Origin of the sequence: Phyllobacterium sp. NPDC097923 (assembly GCF_044760925.1) — a bacterium.
In the GTDB taxonomy this organism is placed as follows: Bacteria; Pseudomonadota; Alphaproteobacteria; order Rhizobiales; family Rhizobiaceae; genus Phyllobacterium; species Phyllobacterium calauticae.
Genome location: NZ_JBIWBL010000001.1, coordinates 2,430,891 through 2,446,751, shown reverse-complemented (window position 1 = coordinate 2,446,751; position 15,861 = coordinate 2,430,891). Strand labels below are relative to the sequence as shown.

The following is a 15,861-nucleotide window of genomic DNA, read 5'->3' as shown; positions in this document are numbered from 1 at the left end:
TCCAGATGAATGAGACAATCCGCGAGCTGAGCTATTCGCAGGCTATCCAGGAAGCCATGGCGCTTGCCATGGAGGCCGATGACCGGGTGTTCCTGATGGGCGAGGATATCGGCGTCTATGGCGGCGCCTTCCAGGTCACGGGCGATCTCGTGCATCGCTTCGGCGAGGACCGGGTGATGGACACGCCGATTTCCGAGCTTGGCGGTGCGGGCGTTGCCGTCGGCGCAGCGCTGACCGGCATGCGGCCGATCTTCGAGTTCCAGTTCTCCGACTTTGCGGCGCTGGCCATGGAGCAGATCGTCAACCAGGCGGCCAAGATCCGCTACATGCTGGGCGGTGCCGTTTCGGTGCCGCTGGTCATGCGCTTTCCCGCCGGTTCCGGCACGGGCGCGGCGGCACAGCACAGCCAGAGCCTCGAAGCCTGGCTCGGCCACGTTCCCGGCCTGAAGGTCATCCAGCCGTCCACGCCCTACGATGCCAAGGGCATGCTGCTGGCGGCCATCGAAGATCCGGACCCGGTGATGATCTTCGAGCACAAGCTGCTCTACAAGATGAAGGGGCCGGTGCCCGAAGGCTATTACACCGTACCGATCGGCAAGGCGGCCGTCGTGCGCGAAGGCACGGACCTTACCATCGTTGCCTCGGCCATCATGGTGCACAAGGCGCTGGAAGCGGCCAAAGAGCTGGAAAAGGAAGGGATCAACGTCGAAGTCGTCGACCTGAGAACCGTCCGGCCGATGGACAAGGACACCATCATTGCCAGCGTCAAGAAGACGTCGAAGCTGATGTGCGTCTATGAGGGCGTGAAAACACTCGGTGTCGGCGCGGAAGTCAGCGCCATGATCGCCGAAAGCGAGGCCTTCGATTATCTCGACGCGCCGATTGTGCGGCTGGGCGGGGCGGAAACACCGATCCCCTATAATCCGGAGCTGGAAAAGGCCACCGTGCCGCAGGTGCCGGGCATTCTCGCCAGCGCCCGCGATCTCGTGAAGGGGGTGCGATAGCTCATGCCTACCGAAGTCATCCTGCCCAAGGTCGACATGGATATGGAGACCGGCCAGATCTCGCGCTGGTACGCCAAGGAAGGCGACAGCATTTCCAAGGGCCAGCTGCTGTTCGAAATCGAGACCGACAAGGCTGCCATGGAAGTGGATGCGCCAGCCTCCGGCATCCTGCGTGACGTCAAGGCCGCGGAAGGCGCCGTCGTGCCCGTTGGCCAGTGCGTCGCGTGGATTTATGCGGAAGGCGAAACCTATGCCGCACCGGCAAGCCAGCCGGATGTCGTGGAGACCGCCATCTCCAACGCGCCGCTGGATGCTGCCATTGCCTCGCCGGTTGCCGCGGTTGCGGAAACCCTGCCTGCCGCAGCGGATGGTGTCCGCGCGACGCCATTGGCGCGGCGGATCGCAAGAGAAAGCGGGATCGACCTTACGTCGGTTGCGGGCTCCGGTCCCAAGGGCCGGATTCAGCGCAGGGACGTCGAAGCCAATGTTCCGCAGGCGCGGCCGGCGGCGGCTCAACCGGCCGTCACTGTTCCCGTGCAGGCCAAGACCGGTGACGCGCCGCTGCATGCCGTCTGGCTGCGGCAGGGCAACGATGCGACGCTCGCGCCGCTGGTGCTGATCCACGGCTTCGGTTCCGATCTCAACAGCTGGCGGCCGATGCTGGCCGGGACAACGCTGGATAGCCCGATCCTGGCCATTGATCTGCCGGGGCATGGCGAATCACCGCGCGACATTCCGGCGGACATCGATTCCATTGCAGCGCAGGTGGAGCGGACGATTGCCGCCCATCATGCGGGGCCGGTCGCGCTGGCGGCGCATTCCTTCGGCGCGGCGATTGCGGCCAAGGTCGCGGCGCGCGGCAACCTCGATATCCGCGCCCTGACGCTGATCGCGCCAGCCGGGCTCGGTCCTGAAATCAACGGGGCGTTCCTGCAGGGGTTCGTCCGCGCAAGGGCCGAAGCCAGTCTCGTCGCCTGGATGAAACTGCTGGTGCAGGACGAGAGCCTCCTCACCAAATCCTTCGTCAAGGCAACGCTTGCCCAGTCGCAGGACGAAGGGTTGCGCGCGGCGCAAAAGCTGGTGGCCGACCGCTTCTTTGCCGATGGCACGCAGGTCTTCGATATCCGCAGAAACCTTGCCGGGTTGGCCATGCCGGTCCGGGTGATTGTCGGGGCGGCGGACCGGATCATTCCGGCAGCCCATGCCGCGGGCCTGCCCGGCGAGATCGCCGTCCATGTCTTTGCCGGGACGGGGCACATGCCGCAGCTGGAGCAACGGGAAAAGGTCGTGCGGATCCTGCGGGAAATCAGCCGGTCGGCGGGGTAGTCGCGGTCAGGCGGCTGCCGCCCTTCGACGCGACGAGGGCGCGCTGGATGGCGCTGCGGGCGGATGCCAGGTTGGGCATGACCCAGTTTGGCTCCGCACCGAGGAACTTGTCGAGAAAGGCCACGGCGTAGCCCGGCATTTCCGTGACATTTTCCTTGTATGACCACCAGGTCCGCAGGTCGTTGGCGCAGCTGGCGATTTGCGGCGCCGTGCCGAATTCCTGTTCGTAGATGGCGGCAATCGTGCCGACGCAGAAGTTGGTGTAGAGAAACCCTTCCGGCCAGAAGGCGATGATATCGGCCATTTCGGTGGCATCGGCATTGGTCTGCGGCGTATGCCCCTGGACCTTGGCGGGCGCCTCGGTGATGAGTTCCTTCAGCACCAGACCGGCGGCGAAGATGATGAAGTCCTTGCGGTCGATGCGGGCGAAGGATTTCTGCTGCTCGACGGTTTCGATCCAGTTGAGGAAAGCGGCGGTCAGCTTCGTTTCGTCAATGACAAAGCGGTAGCCATAATGCTCGGCAATCAGCGCGACATTCTTGCGAAAGGCCATGCGGAACCAGCGCAGCCGCCGCAGGCGGTGGCGCAGGTCGGGCGTATTCACCAGCTCATCGCGAAACAGAAAATCCATGCCGTATCTCTCTGATCAGTTCCATCAATGTCTTACGCTTCAATGCAGAGGAAGCCAAGTTTTCAATGATACAGGAAATCATACATATTGACATTGCAAAAAACAAATGTTCTATATTTTTCCGTTCCGGCATAGCATATGTTTATGACTGGACAATGGGAGGTTGAAGACATGGCGATGTGGCAATGGGGATTGCTTGCCCTTGGAGTTCTCTGGGCTTTGCAGTCGCTGGGCGTCTGGTACCAGATGCGCCATTATGGCGATGTGATGAAGGGAATTACGTCGAAGTACAACGACGGATATGTCGGTGCAGGCAATGTGCGCGGACGTTTCGGCAAAGGCGTCATCGCTCTCGTGGTGGTGACGCCGGATCTCGTGGTGCAGCGCTTCCTGGTGATGCGCGGCCGTTCGGTTTTCGCGAAGTTTGCGCGGCGGCCGGAGTTCGAGGGAATCACGCTGAACGCCCTGCGCGCCGATCCGCTCCTATCCGGCGTGGAAGACCCGGCCCTGGCCAAGGCGGCGGAGCGCGCCATCGAGCAGATCGACCGTGCGCGTGCCGAGCCGAAGCGGCCGGGCCTGGCAGGAATCAAGACAGTCAACGCATAGGGGCAAGCCCGGGGGTGGCCGTACCCAAGCAAATGGCCGATAAGGAGGAGGGAACATGTCAATTCTAACAATGTTGGCACAGCACGCCGACGTCACCATGCACCATCTGTCGGTGGCAGGGTCGATGGTCTCGGATGCTGCGCTGCACGGCAAACAGGCTATCCACCACGCGGGCAATGACCTCGTGGTTCTGGCGCAATCCAGCGGCGATATTTCCGTCGAGGAATTCAAGAACAAGCTGCAGAACGTGCAGAAGGAAGAGCAGCTCGGCTGGCTGACCAGCGCCGGTAAATACTTCATCGGTATTTTCCAGAAGGGCGGCGAAGTCTTTGCCGGTTTCGTCACCGGTATCATCCCGACACTCGTCGTGCTGATGACCGCCTTCTACGCGCTGACCGAACTGGTCGGCGAAGAGCGCGTCCATGGCATCGCGCGCGGCGCGGGCCGCATTGCCCTGACCCGTTACACGGTGCTGCCATTGCTCTCCGTGTTCTTCCTGACCAATCCCATGGCCTATACGTTCGGCTCGTTCCTCGAGGAAAAGCACAAGCCGGCGTTCTATGACGCTGCCGTGTCCTATGTGCATCCGCCGCTCGGCCTGTTCCCGCATATCAATCCCGGCGAGTATTTCGTCTGGGGCGGCATTCTGGTGGCCCTGCTCGAACTGGAAAAGAAGGGTCTTGTTCCCGCCGGTTATCACATCCGGGTGGCGATCTGGTACGCCATTGTCGGTCTCGTGGTCATCCTCCTCAAAGGCATGCTGACCGAGCGCATCACCGCCATCATGGCGCGGCGCCAGGGCATCGAGCTTTAAGTCAGGGGTGGGGAGAAAAACAATGTCGAAGACCTATAAACCAGTCAAAATATCCAAGGGCTCCAACGGTTGGGGCGGCCCGCTGACCATCCAGCTGACACCGCAGCGCAACAAGGTCGTTTCCGTCACGGGCGGCGGGATTCATCCCGTGGCGCGCCGGATCGCCGAACTCACCGGCGGTGAAGCCGTCGATGGCTTCAAGTCGCCGCCGGTCGAAGGCGAAATGGGCGTTGTCGTCGTCGATTGCGGCGGTACCGCACGCTGCGGCGTCTATCCGCGCAAGCGCATTCCAACCGTCAATCTGACGCCTGTCGGCCAGTCCGGCCCGCTGGCCCAGTTCATCACCGAGGACATCTATGTCTCCGGCGTCAAGGAAGCCAATATCGAGCTTGCCGACGGATCGCAGGAAGCCACGGTGGCGGGGGCCGCTGCCACGCCGACACCGGCCGAAATGGCCGCTGCCATGTCCAGCCGCACGGATACGGCATCGGACAACGGCGAAGGCGGCCTGATCGGGCTGATCAGTTCGGTTGGCCGGGTCATGGGCCGTGTCGTCGGCATTTTCTTCAATGCCGGCCGCCGCACGATCGATCAGGTCATCCGCAACGTCCTGCCGTTCATGGCCTTCGTGACCATGCTCATCGGCTTCATCCTCTATACGGGGATCGGCGATGTGCTGGCCCAGCCGATGGGTCCGCTTGCCAACAACATCGTCGGCCTTTTGATCATCTCGGCCATTTGCGGCCTGCCGTTCCTGTCACCCATCCTGGGACCGGGCGCGGTGATTGCCCAGGTCATCGGCGTGGCCATCATCGGTCCGCAGATCGCCAACGGCACGATTTCGCCCGCAATGGCCCTGCCTGCGCTGTTTGCCTACAACACGCAGGTTGGTTGTGATTTCGTGCCGGTCGGACTGGCGCTGGGTGAAGCCAAGCCCAAGACGATCGAGATCGGTGTCCCGGCGGTTCTGATCAGCCGCCAGATCATGGGTCCCGTCTCGGTGCTGATCGCCTGGGTTGTCAGCCTGATCGTATTCTAAACCCGATTAACAAGAAGAGGTTCGCCATCATGTCAGTTCTTTTGAAAACACGGGTAACAGCCGTGGGTCCCGAGGTGGCGGACCTCGCAGAGGGAGGCGTTGTCATCCTGTTTGCCGATGGCGCGCCGCCGGAACTTGCCGAAGTTTCCATCCTGCATCTGGTCGACGGCACGCCGTCGGAAGCAACGCCGCCGGTCGGTTCGGTGATCCGTATCGGCGATCTCTCGGCTGAGATAACCGGCATCGGCGACTATGCCTGGCAGAAGGTCCGGGACATCGGCCATGTTGTCATCACATTCAACGGGTCCGATCATGTTGACCGTCCCGGTGAAATCTGTGCATCGGAAGTGGATACCGGCGAACTGGTTTCAACCCTCAAGGTGGGGGCGACCATCACCATCGGATAGGGTTCAGGACTGACAGGCCGAAACAGAACGAAATACCAAAGAGAGTAAAGCATGGAACGCTCGACGATTGTGCGGGTGCATGACGGATTACATGCGCGGCCAGCCACCCGGTTTGTCAAACTCGCCAAGAGTTTCGAATCGGATATCGAGCTGGTCAAGGATGACAGGTCGGTCAGCGCCAAGAGTTCAGTCAAACTCATGCTGCTTGGCGTCAAGGAAAACGAGGAAATCACCGTCCGCGCAACCGGTGCCGATGCCATCGAAGCCATCGAGGCGCTGATCGGCTACCTCGAGAACCCGCATGCGGGGATCGAAGATGACGGCGCGGTCCAGCCGCCGAAGCCGGATGCCGGGAAGCCCGCCGCAAACAGGCCTGCGCATGGTCCCACCGCCGATGGTGCCCTGCGCGGTGTCGCTGCAAGCGAGGGCGTGGCCGTCGGCCCCGTCTACGGGTTTTTTCCCGCAGAGATCAAGCATGAGAACCGCCCGCTGGCGGCCAACGCCATTGCCGACGAGGTTTTGCGGCTGAAGCAGGCCATCGTCACCGTGCAGAAGCGCATGGACGCCTCGCTGTCGGAAGCCGGATTGGCGGACAGTGATCGCGGTATTGTCGCGGCGCTGAAGGATATCGCCAATGACGACGAACTGACCGGCGGGGCGATTGCCATTGTCGAAGGCGGGATCGACGCGGTTTCGGCGGTGATCGGGGCAACATCGAAGATCGCCTCCGATTTCGCAACCATGGACGATCCCTATCTCAACGCCCGCGCCGACGATGTGAATGCGGTCGGGCGGCAGATATGCCTGGCCCTTTTGGGGCAGGAAGACGTCAACCTTGATGCCATCGCCGAGGGTTCGATCCTGGTTGCCGAGGATATCGGCGCCTGGGATCTTGCCCGCGCGCCCTTGAAGCGCATTGCCGGGGTGATCTGCGGCCATGGCGGCGCCACCTCGCATGTCGCCATCATTGCCCGTGCCCATGGCATTCCCGCCGTGCTTGGCCTTGGCCGCGCCGTGCTCGATTTGAAGGATGCCAGGACCGTTGCGCTCGACGGCGACAGCGGCGCGGTTTTCGCCGATCCGGATACGGCCGTTGCCGATCGTTTTCAGGCGGCCATTGCCAAGGCTGAAGCGGAAAAGCGCGCGTTGACCGCCTATAAGGACGTTACGCCCCGGCGCGCCGACGGCACGGTCATCGACATTGCCGCCAATATCGGTTCGCTCGAGGAAATCGATGCGGCGAAGGAAGCGGGCGCCATGGGCGTCGGCCTGTTCCGCACCGAACTCCTGTTCATGCGGCATATCCACCTGCCGTCGGAAGATCTGCAGGCGGAAACCTATTCCAGCCTCGCCAAAGCCTTTGCGCCGCATGCGGTGATCGTGCGGACGCTCGACATCGGCGGCGACAAGCCGATCGCCGGGGTCGACTTTCCCGATGAGGAAAACCCGTTCCTCGGCTGGCGCGGCATTCGCATGTGCTTGGACCGGCCGGATATATTCAAGCCGCAGCTGCGGGCGCTGCTGCGCGCCGCTGTCCACGGCAACATCAAGGTGATGCTGCCGATGATCTCGGGTGTCGGCGAGGTGCAGGCAACAAAGGCGCTGATCGAGGAGTGCGCCGGGGAACTGGCGGCCGCTGGCACGCCATTTGCGCATTTCGATCTCGGTGTGATGATCGAGACACCGGCCGCCGTGCTGATTGCTCCGGCACTGGCCAGGGAAGTCGCGTTCTTTTCCATCGGCACCAACGACCTGACGCAGTACATCATGGCCGCCGACCGGCTCAACCCGACGGTGGCCAAGCTCAATGACGTAACTCATCCCGCCGTCATGGCCGCCATTGAACTGACGGCAAAGGCCGGGGTCGATGCGGGCATCATGGTCGGGATGTGCGGTGAAGCCGCCGGGCGCCCGGACCTGATCCCGGCTTTCATCGCCATGGGCCTGACCGAGCTGAGCATGAGCCCGTCATCGATCCAGCGTGCCAAGAAGTGCGTTCTGGACGGTGCTAAAACCGCTTAAGGCAGGACCGGAATCAGGAACGCGAAAAGACCGGACAGCGCATCCGTCCGGTTTTTGCCCTGCGTGGCCTCGATGAGGCTGGTGTGGCGGGCTTTCAGTGCCAGCAGCGCACTCTCCACCAGCTTTTCGTCGCCCGGCTCTTCATTGTCGCTGTAGCTGGCAAGGCCGATGGCAAGCGCAATGGCGGAGAAGCACAGGAACCGGGTCGCCATGTCCGGGCCGTTGTCACCCGGCATGTGCGGGGGCAGCGGCTGGGCCTGGTGGCTCGCCTGCAGTTCAAAGGTCAGGGCCGCGCAGGCATCCGATATCTCGGTCAAGCCGTTCGTGCGGGTTGCCGCGTTGATGCGGTCGGCATGCCGGCGAATCATGATCGCATGGACGGAGGCAAAGGTCGCCTCGTGAACCACCGGGTTTTCGCTGCCGAGAACGGTGAAAATACGTTTCGCCAGATAATAGACATCGCGGCGGAACAGGGCTTCGCCCTTGGCGCTGTCGGCGGGAAAATAGGCATGCAGGCTGCGCGCCTCGATGGTGGCCGAATGGGCCTTCGGATCCTGCGACACCAGCGAAATCGAGATTTTTTCGGCCACGGTCAGCGCCTTGTCGACGACGCGGGCGGCATGACCGAGTAAAGCTTCCGGACCTTCAGGGGCGGCCGTCCTGATCTTGTCGCTGCGGCTGGCCCGGATCATGTGCCGGACATCGCGCAACCGGTCCTTGAGGCCGACGACAATCTCGTTTGAAATATCCCTGATCATGTGGCAGACCTCGACTTGCAAAGTGGATAATGCTTTGTATCTGCTTTTGGTGACTTGCTAAACAATATTCTGCCGGAGTGTACTGTGCACGGCGTTGTTTTGTCAGCACACAAATCTGGCACTGGCAGGAAACGGATGCGAGCAATAGGGGGTGTAAAGTGACCGATCGACGCAAGCGGGCGACTAGCGCGCCGAACACTCCGAAAAAGGCCCCCCTGGATATCGGGCAGCCCGATACGAAAATCAGCCGCATGCGCATGCGCGCCGCCTGGATGTATTACATCGAGCAGATGACCCAGAACGAGATTGCCGAAGTGCTCGGCGTCGGCCGCGTGACCATCGTGCGCATGCTGGCCGAGGCGCGCGCCCGCAACGAGGTCAAGATCGGCATCCAGGGCTATCTGTCGGACCTGATTGCGCTGGAACGGCAGGTCGAACAGCAGTTCGGGCTGGAGAAGGTGATCATCGCCCCGTTGTCGCAGGCCGACAACGATCCGATACCGGCCATCAGTGCCGCCACCGGCGATTATCTGTCGGGCGTGGTGGCCAACGGCATGCGCATCGGCGTCGGCTGGGGGCGTACCCTGCTCAGCACGCTGTCCTATCTGGAAGCGCGCGCGCTTGAAGATTTTACCGTGATTTCGCTGCTTGGCGGCATCAGCCAGCCGCGCCGCTTCAACCCGGCGGAATTCGCCTGGCAATTTGCCCAGCTGTTTCAGGGCAATGGTTATCTCATTCCGGCCCCGGCGCTGGTGGACAGCGTCGAGACCCGAACGGCGCTGATCGAGCGCTGCGGCCTGAAGAGCGTGTTCGAGATGGCCGAGGATCTCGACCTCGTGCTGCTCAGCGTCGGCGCCATCGAAACGGCATCGAGCACGCCTTACCGCATCGGCTTCCTCAATGAGGAACACCAGTCATCCCTGGCCGAACGCGGCGCGGTCGGCGATATCCTGTTCCACTTCTACGACCAGCAGGGACGCCTCGTCGACCACCCGATTCATGATCTCGTCATGTCGGTGGGCATCGAGACCCTGCAGAAGGTTCCGGTGCGCGTTTTGACATCCGGCGGCAAGGAAAAGATCAATGCCCTGCTTGGCGCGATGAAACTGATCCGCCCGACGGTTTTCATCACCGACGAGGAAAGCGCGCGCCAGTTGCTGGTGCTGGCCGGGCAGGAACAGCGCTGACCCGTCCGCGCCGTGCCGGTGCGCCCGCGCAAGCGCATGAAAATCCACAGGAGTTGTGGATTTTCAGCCCGAAATTGCCCGATCGGGCGATGAGATCAAATCGGGCATTGCATTCGTGATTTTTCCCGCTATTGATCGCGGGGAAGACGGGCGGCAGCCATAGGGTTTGCCGCTTTCAGGTGGGGCCTGTAGCTCAATTGGTTAGAGCCGGCGGCTCATAACCGCTTGGTTGGGGGTTCGAGTCCCTCCGGGCCCACCATTCTTCCAAATCATGCAACAAAATCAATATATTCATGCCGCGCGCTTCGATTGGCCTGGCGGTTGGCCATCACTCTTTGTTGCAGTCATGATTTTGGCCGGCATCGCTGCTATCATGGCTCGGGCCGGGCTTGAGCGGCAACGAGGAGGCGTTGGCGGAATGGTACAAATATTGGAAGAAAGCTGGATTCTGATTATTGTCATTCTGGCCGCCGTTCTGACGACGGGTCTGGTCTTGACGGTGAAGAAACTGGAACGCGACGATAAGCGCTGGCCGCGCAAAGGCCCGGATAAATAGGCAGCAATCGCCGCCCGGATCGCAAGCGCCTCTCTGCCCTTCGGGTGGAGGCGCTTCGACGTCTCGGCCGGGCAATGGCACAATCAGCTTCCGGTCTGGGCCCGAAAATGCGCAACCAGGGCGTTGGCGTGCCCGTGCCCCATATTGTGCTGGGCTTTCAGGACGGCGACCATCGCCATATGTTTCTGATCCGGCACGCCTGCCAAAACCGTCAACCAGTGGCCTATGGGTTTGCCATAGGTCTTTTCGATGGATGGAAAGTAGGAAGCGGGCCCCTTTACTGTGTTGTCTCCAGTCATCGCGTGATCTCCCTGTTCGCCTGTCATGGATATAGCCATAGGACGAACGGCATGGCCCCGTTCCGACACTGTTGCAAACTTTTTGTGCCATTCCCACCGCGTTCAATCAATGGCGCGTGCCTTGAACAACGGCAGATGTGCGCTAGAACTGAAGCCATCAGGAGAAACGCCGGCTATTGCGTTCGGATCAAACCCGGAATGGACTGCATGCAACCTGCTATCGACCCGTTCCCGCATGTGAAAGGCAGAAGAGTCCGCCATGAGCACAGCCAGTGATGCCCGTTTCTGGGACCGGACGTCGCGCAAATATGCCAGGGGTGCGATTGCTGACCCGGCCGGCTATGCGCGCACGCTGGAGCAGACCCGCGCGCTGTTGACACCGCACGGCCGGGTGCTCGAACTCGGCTGCGGAACGGGAACAACGGCACTCCGGCTGGCGGGCGATGTGCAAAGCTATCTTGCCGTGGATATTTCCGCGGGCATGATCGCCATTGCCGGGGAGAAACAGACCGCCGGCCCCACCATCCCGGCGCTTGCCTTCCGCACGGCGACCGCCGAGGATTTGGCGCCCGGCGTGGAAGAATTCGACGCGATCCTCGGATTCAACTATCTGCATCTGGTCCGCGACCTGCCCGGTACGCTGCGCCGCATCCATGCCCTGCTTGCGGCGGAGGGCCTGTTCATTTCCAAGACACCCTGCGTTGGCGAGATGAACCCGCTCATCCGGCTCGCCCTGTTGCCCGCAATGCGTGCATTGCGGCTGGCACCCTATGCGGGCGTGTTCCGCGTGGCGGAGCTGGGTGAGCTCATATCCGCCGCAGGCTTCGACATTCTTGCCACCGAAAACCACGCAACCGGGGGCAATGACAACCGGCCCTATATCGTGGCGCGCAAGAGATGACGGCAATGGCTGTGGCTGTCGGGTATTCACAGGATCACGGTGCTGTTTTGTCCGGCATCGCATGCGCGCAAGACTGTTTCGCACATGTAGCTGGCTGAGGTATTTGGTCGCGCGCTCGGCTCCGGCTGCACCCTGAAGAATAATGTTCTTCAAAGCGGAATCTTTGTCTGTTGGCAGATTTGCAATGGTTACTTCTGCAACTCTTTACACAGCTTAAGAATAATCCACCAAATGAGAGCAGAACTTATTGATTTTTGTCGAAGCAATTGTGAGAAGGGCTTTGGGGATACGACGAATCTATCGGGGAATATAAAATTGTACGAATATGGGTCGAAGAAGAGAGTAATGCTTGCTGTTCTTGGCATGCATCGATCTGGGACGAGTGCTGTTACGCGTATTCTAAGCTTATTGGGGGCTGATCTGCCCATTCATTTGCTTGGGGGAAATGCAAGTAATGAACCAGGGCATTGGGAGTCTACGCGACTTATACAAATCCACGACGAAATGCTTGCCGAAGGCGGCAGCAGTTGGAATGACTGGCGTGATTTTGACTTGGAATCATTGGGAGACCGATATTCCTATTATCGGGATAGGATTGCCCAAGCCCTGAAGGACGAGTTCGGCAATTCCGACCTGTTTGTGGTCAAGGATCCGAGGATCTGCCGTTTCTTCCCGCTGTATGAGGATATATCGCGTCTGTTGGACTTGGATATTCGCTGCATTATTCCTTACCGTAAACCGGTGGACGTTGCTGCATCGCTGGCCGCAAGAGGCGGGACCACCGGCGAATACGCCAAAACTGTTTGGGCGCGGCACGTTCTTGACGCTGTGATGAGTTCTCAGAATTTTGAACGCGTTTTCATATCCTTCGACGATCTCATTGACAGCTTTGAAGCCGTATTTGGCAAGCTCGAGTCGTTCCTGCGGATTGATTGGCCGATCAATCCTGCGCATGCACGAACACATATAGAGTCGTTCCTGAAGCCAGCGTTGAGGCATCATAACACGCCTCCAGAGCTTTCATCTGCTACTGAGCAGGACGACGGATATATTCAACAGATTCTCGCCAATTTACGTATACTTGATCAGTCTCCCCACGATGAAGAAGCAATGATCAATCTGAGTTTGCTGCATCAAAGGCTGAACCAGCTCAGCAATTGCCTCGTGGACATCACCTTCGACGAGTTCGCCAGCAGGCAGAAAATCTCCCAAGGCCAGGCGCACCAAATGAATGAACAGTTGCGCATTGCCGAGGACGCAATCACGCAACGCCAGCAATTGATCGAAGAACTGCGGGTTAAGCAGGCGTCGGTGGATCAGTGCTTGCAACAGCTGCAGACAGAAATTGAATCTCTGCAAGTCAATCTCGGTTCATCCCGTTCGACGACCCAGGCTTTGAATGAAACGCTGGTCCAACTGCAGCGCAGCTATTCCTGGAAAATTACATACCCGTTGCGTATTGTGAATCGGCTTCTCGGAGTTCCGACCAGATGGGTACGCCGCGGCTCAGTTTCGATCTGAACGCCGATATATCAAGGCATGGTTGCTGTGAAACGTTTGCGGATTTTCGGTGCGGTGCCAATCCTTGAAAAATGCCGGAGAAGGGCGGAGCCAATGCTCTTTTTCCGGAGAACGGCCGACCGTGATCGTTTCAATCAGGCCCGCCATGTCCATTGCGGAAACCTTCGCCAAACGCCAAAAAACGGCGGGCTTGCGGCCCACCGTTCCAAGGTAATGACGTGACTGGAGATCTCATCATCGAGACCCGGACATGCAGTCCTTCTACATGGCCAGGTACAATTGATAAATGCTTTTTGGGCCGTGGCCGTATAACCCGGGGGCGAGCCCCCGGGGATATCTCCAAATCGCAGCGGATTAGAAGTTGCGCTGGAAGCGGATCATGCCGCCGAACGCATCGTCGTTGCCGCCATTGGCGATCGAGGCAGCCTTACGCAGGCCGTCGAACTTGGTGTACGTGACTTCCGGCGTGATCGTGAAGCCAGGAACCAGTTCGTAAGCAAGGTTCAAAGTACCCGAGTATGTGCCTTCGGATTCGTAAGCGAGCTGTGCGTTGACGGTTGCCTTGTCGGAAACCTTGGCGGACAGGCCACCCCAAACAGCCCAGTCACCGGTCCATGTGCCGAACCAGTTCTGGTTCCTGCCGGAGTCATCAAAGTTCGACTGATAGCCGCCCATGACGAATGCCTTGACAGTGTCGGTGAACTTCACGTCCAAACGGAGCTTGCCAGCCCATTCTTCGATAACGGAGTCATAACCGACGACGCCCGAAATACCGCCCCAAGCCTGTTCATACTTCGCACCGGCGAGAACATGCGGCATGTAATCGTCGATCTGGTAGGACCGGGAGGTTCCTGTAATCGGAAGGCCCGTTACAGGATCAATGGCGGCATAGCTGCCCGAACCCTGTTCAGCAGCGATGATTGCCGAGAAACCGTTGCCAGCCGTGAAGGTGTAGCTGACCTGGTTGGACTGACCGGACTGGTAGTTGATCACGTCGTCGTTCAGCACGTCGCCGGCATAACCGGTCCACGAACCGAAGACTTCATCCGTCGTACCGATGCGGAAGCCGCCGAGTTCGATATAGGCGTGAGGAATCGACGCGCCCTTGTTGGCGCCGTTGTCGTAGTTGAACTGTGTTTCAATGTACGAACGCAGCGTGCCGAGTTCGGTTTCCGAACGGGCATCGAAACGCACGACAGCGCGCGAGCGCTTGAAATAGGTGCCATCGCCATTGGGATCGCTACCATTATTCACGTGACCGCCGGAGTACACGTCATCGCCGCCCTTGGCGTCGTAACGGACATAGCCGCCGATCTTCAGGCAGGTCTCGGTGCCTGGAATGTAGAAGAAGCCTTTGCCGTATGCATCGCAAACGCGAACATATTCGACAGCTTCCGGCTCGGCGACAACAACTGCGTCAGCAGCGCGGGCGCCGGATACTGCAACGAGAGCTGCAGCTGAGCCCAGTAGAATACTTCTGATAGTCATATTGGTCCCCCAAAAGGTCTTGATTGACCTATACTGCTTAGTGCAGTTTTACCGAGGACAGCAACTGCCAACTCCAAGTTGTATAACGGTTGGGCGCTCGTCGTTGCAATTATGTCACAAATTTGACGTCAATTCACAGGTTGCAACATTAAACCATTGTAAAATAAATGGAAATAATTGGTGGTATTTGGCGATTCCATCAAGACAATCGCTTATCACCGATATATCTGGTCGAATCACGGTGTTTGCGGTTGCATATTACAACTTATAATGGCGTATAAAATTGAGAATATACTTTGTCCCTGTATTTTACCCGGTATAAATTCCGGAAATGCTTGAGGAGTAAGGCCTTGCGGCTTGGCTTGTGACCATTCCGGACAATTCTGGTTTCTTCTTGCTACTCAGTCCTCGCCGCACTGCCATCCCCGCAAGAGATCGAATGGTTCCAGACCGTCCCAGCCTTGCGGCATCCTCGTCTCCGGCTTGCGCCCGCCAAGGCTGCGCAGGGCGGAATAACCGCTGAGATCAAGCAATCGTTGCCACAGTGGGGGAACTGTTGATGGTGCGGGCGCTGCTTCGCACCCTGTCAAATGGCGTTCGTGCTGGTCAGACATCGGCATTCTCCCTGAATGTGCCGTTCGTTCTATGGCAATCGCCATAGAACCTAGCACTAGACCGATCGCCATACAATATGCATAATAGGCCCATGCCACGTCCATCAGATGCAAAGACCCGCTTTATCGATACCGCCGTCGTCCTGTTCCAGGCGCACGGCTATCACGGTGTGGGATTGACCGAGATCATCGCCAAGGCAAAGGCTCCTAAGGGATCCTTCTATTTCCACTTTCCCGGCGGCAAGGAAGAGCTGGCCGAGCACGCGGTGCGCAGTGCCGGCGGTTACATCATTCACGTCCTGAACAAGAGTTTTCGCGATGCGCCGACGTTCCGGGCCGGGGCGGAACTGATGATCGCGCGTCTCTACGATTCATTCGAGGCCTCCGGCTGGACCCTCGGCTGTCCCATCACAAGCGTGCTTCTGGATACCACACCAAAATCCGAGCGGCTGTCGCTGGCGATCAAGGAGGTCATGGAAGGCTGGATCAGCAGTTTCGCCGAACAGATCGCGCGGTTCTACCCTGACAAGGACGCGCGGGCATTCGCCATGAAAATTCTGGTGTCGCTGGAAGGTGCCTGGATATTGGCGCGGATGCTGCGCTCGCGCGAGCCGTTTGACCAGGTGATGAACCTGATTGCCGAAAACGAAGCTGCCCTCTAGAGCCCTTCCTTTCTCTATTGGAACAG

At 59.6% G+C, this 15,861-nt stretch carries 17 protein-coding genes and 1 tRNA gene; 13 read left to right on the top strand and 5 right to left on the bottom strand.

From position 1 onward, the window contains the following. Window positions 1–5: 5 nt before the first annotated feature. The gene (locus tag ACIQWS_RS12285) at window positions 6–1,004 is read left to right on the top strand and encodes an alpha-ketoacid dehydrogenase subunit beta (RefSeq protein ID WP_182549470.1); all 999 of its coding nucleotides are present in this window, start codon (window positions 6–8) and stop codon (window positions 1,002–1,004) included. Window positions 1,005–1,007: 3 nt separating this feature from the next. Next, complete coding sequence (locus ACIQWS_RS12280) at window positions 1,008–2,330, top strand: acetoin dehydrogenase dihydrolipoyllysine-residue acetyltransferase subunit (RefSeq protein WP_403177264.1); 1,323 nt, start codon at window positions 1,008–1,010, stop codon at window positions 2,328–2,330. Here ACIQWS_RS12280 and ACIQWS_RS12275 read toward each other — a convergent pair. Beyond that, entirely contained in the window at window positions 2,311–2,961 is a 651-nt protein-coding gene (locus ACIQWS_RS12275; RefSeq protein WP_288194650.1) for a hypothetical protein, read from the bottom strand. The genes ACIQWS_RS12280 and ACIQWS_RS12275 overlap by 20 nt on opposite strands. 171 nt (window positions 2,962–3,132) lie before the next feature. Between ACIQWS_RS12275 and ACIQWS_RS12270 the strand changes: the two genes are divergently transcribed. The 5 genes from ACIQWS_RS12270 to ptsP are packed head-to-tail and all read left to right on the top strand — an operon-like array spanning window position 3,133 to window position 7,849. Continuing rightward, window positions 3,133–3,567 carry a transcriptional regulator GutM gene (locus ACIQWS_RS12270; protein WP_346307112.1) on the top strand — a complete coding sequence of 145 codons (435 nt, stop codon included), beginning with the start codon at window positions 3,133–3,135 and terminating at the stop codon, window positions 3,565–3,567. A 55-nt stretch (window positions 3,568–3,622) separates the two neighbouring features. After that, window positions 3,623–4,381, top strand: a complete 759-nt coding sequence (locus ACIQWS_RS12265) for a PTS glucitol/sorbitol transporter subunit IIC (protein WP_223612650.1) — start codon at window positions 3,623–3,625, stop codon at window positions 4,379–4,381. A 22-nt stretch (window positions 4,382–4,403) separates the two neighbouring features. Beyond that, the gene (locus ACIQWS_RS12260; RefSeq protein WP_223612651.1) at window positions 4,404–5,420 is read left to right on the top strand and encodes a PTS glucitol/sorbitol transporter subunit IIB; all 1,017 of its coding nucleotides are present in this window, start codon (window positions 4,404–4,406) and stop codon (window positions 5,418–5,420) included. Between the two features lie 29 nt (window positions 5,421–5,449). Further along, window positions 5,450–5,827, top strand: coding sequence for a PTS glucitol/sorbitol transporter subunit IIA (locus ACIQWS_RS12255; protein ID WP_346307107.1), 378 nt, complete (start codon window positions 5,450–5,452; stop codon window positions 5,825–5,827). A gap of 51 nt (window positions 5,828–5,878) precedes the next feature. Then, window positions 5,879–7,849: a phosphoenolpyruvate--protein phosphotransferase gene (ptsP, locus tag ACIQWS_RS12250; RefSeq protein ID WP_403177254.1), complete on the top strand. Its 1,971-nt coding sequence runs from the start codon at window positions 5,879–5,881 to the stop codon at window positions 7,847–7,849. On the opposite strand, the gene ACIQWS_RS12245 is transcribed toward ptsP, so the two are convergent. After that, window positions 7,846–8,607 carry a hypothetical protein gene (locus ACIQWS_RS12245; protein WP_346307105.1) on the bottom strand — a complete coding sequence of 254 codons (762 nt, stop codon included), beginning with the start codon at window positions 8,605–8,607 and terminating at the stop codon, window positions 7,846–7,848. The genes ptsP and ACIQWS_RS12245 overlap by 4 nt on opposite strands. Before the next feature lie 158 nt (window positions 8,608–8,765). Between ACIQWS_RS12245 and ACIQWS_RS12240 the strand changes: the two genes are divergently transcribed. The 3 genes from ACIQWS_RS12240 (at window position 8,766) to ACIQWS_RS12230 (ending at window position 10,350) form a co-directional block, all read left to right on the top strand. Beyond that, window positions 8,766–9,794, top strand: coding sequence for a sugar-binding transcriptional regulator (locus ACIQWS_RS12240; RefSeq protein ID WP_403177248.1), 1,029 nt, complete (start codon window positions 8,766–8,768; stop codon window positions 9,792–9,794). A 182-nt stretch (window positions 9,795–9,976) separates the two neighbouring features. Then, window positions 9,977–10,053: transfer RNA gene (locus ACIQWS_RS12235), tRNA-Ile, on the top strand. 12 nt (window positions 10,054–10,065) lie between these two features. Continuing rightward, window positions 10,066–10,350, top strand: a complete 285-nt coding sequence (locus ACIQWS_RS12230; RefSeq protein WP_346307104.1) for a hypothetical protein — start codon at window positions 10,066–10,068, stop codon at window positions 10,348–10,350. An 83-nt stretch (window positions 10,351–10,433) separates the two neighbouring features. On the opposite strand, the gene ACIQWS_RS12225 is transcribed toward ACIQWS_RS12230, so the two are convergent. Continuing rightward, window positions 10,434–10,649 carry a DUF4287 domain-containing protein gene (locus ACIQWS_RS12225; protein WP_403177239.1) on the bottom strand — a complete coding sequence of 72 codons (216 nt, stop codon included), beginning with the start codon at window positions 10,647–10,649 and terminating at the stop codon, window positions 10,434–10,436. Window positions 10,650–10,908: 259 nt separating this feature from the next. On the opposite strand from ACIQWS_RS12225, the gene ACIQWS_RS12220 reads away from it, so the two are divergent. Then, window positions 10,909–11,550 (top strand): class I SAM-dependent methyltransferase, encoded by a 642-nt coding sequence (locus ACIQWS_RS12220; protein ID WP_346307102.1) that lies wholly within the window; start codon window positions 10,909–10,911, stop codon window positions 11,548–11,550. Window positions 11,551–11,895: 345 nt separating this feature from the next. Further along, complete coding sequence (locus ACIQWS_RS12215; RefSeq protein WP_403177231.1) at window positions 11,896–13,071, top strand: hypothetical protein; 1,176 nt, start codon at window positions 11,896–11,898, stop codon at window positions 13,069–13,071. Window positions 13,072–13,425: 354 nt separating this feature from the next. Here the strand turns inward: ACIQWS_RS12215 and ACIQWS_RS12210 are convergent, their stop codons facing one another. Both ACIQWS_RS12210 and ACIQWS_RS12205 read right to left on the bottom strand, forming a co-directional pair. Then, on the bottom strand, window positions 13,426–14,559 hold the full coding sequence (locus tag ACIQWS_RS12210; protein ID WP_346307100.1) for a porin: 1,134 nt from the start codon (window positions 14,557–14,559) through the stop codon (window positions 13,426–13,428). 401 nt (window positions 14,560–14,960) lie between these two features. Then, window positions 14,961–15,173 (bottom strand): hypothetical protein, encoded by a 213-nt coding sequence (locus ACIQWS_RS12205; RefSeq protein WP_346307099.1) that lies wholly within the window; start codon window positions 15,171–15,173, stop codon window positions 14,961–14,963. A gap of 92 nt (window positions 15,174–15,265) precedes the next feature. On the opposite strand from ACIQWS_RS12205, the gene ACIQWS_RS12200 reads away from it, so the two are divergent. Then, window positions 15,266–15,835: a TetR/AcrR family transcriptional regulator gene (locus ACIQWS_RS12200; protein ID WP_346307098.1), complete on the top strand. Its 570-nt coding sequence runs from the start codon at window positions 15,266–15,268 to the stop codon at window positions 15,833–15,835. The last annotated feature ends 26 nt before the right edge of the window (window positions 15,836–15,861 follow it).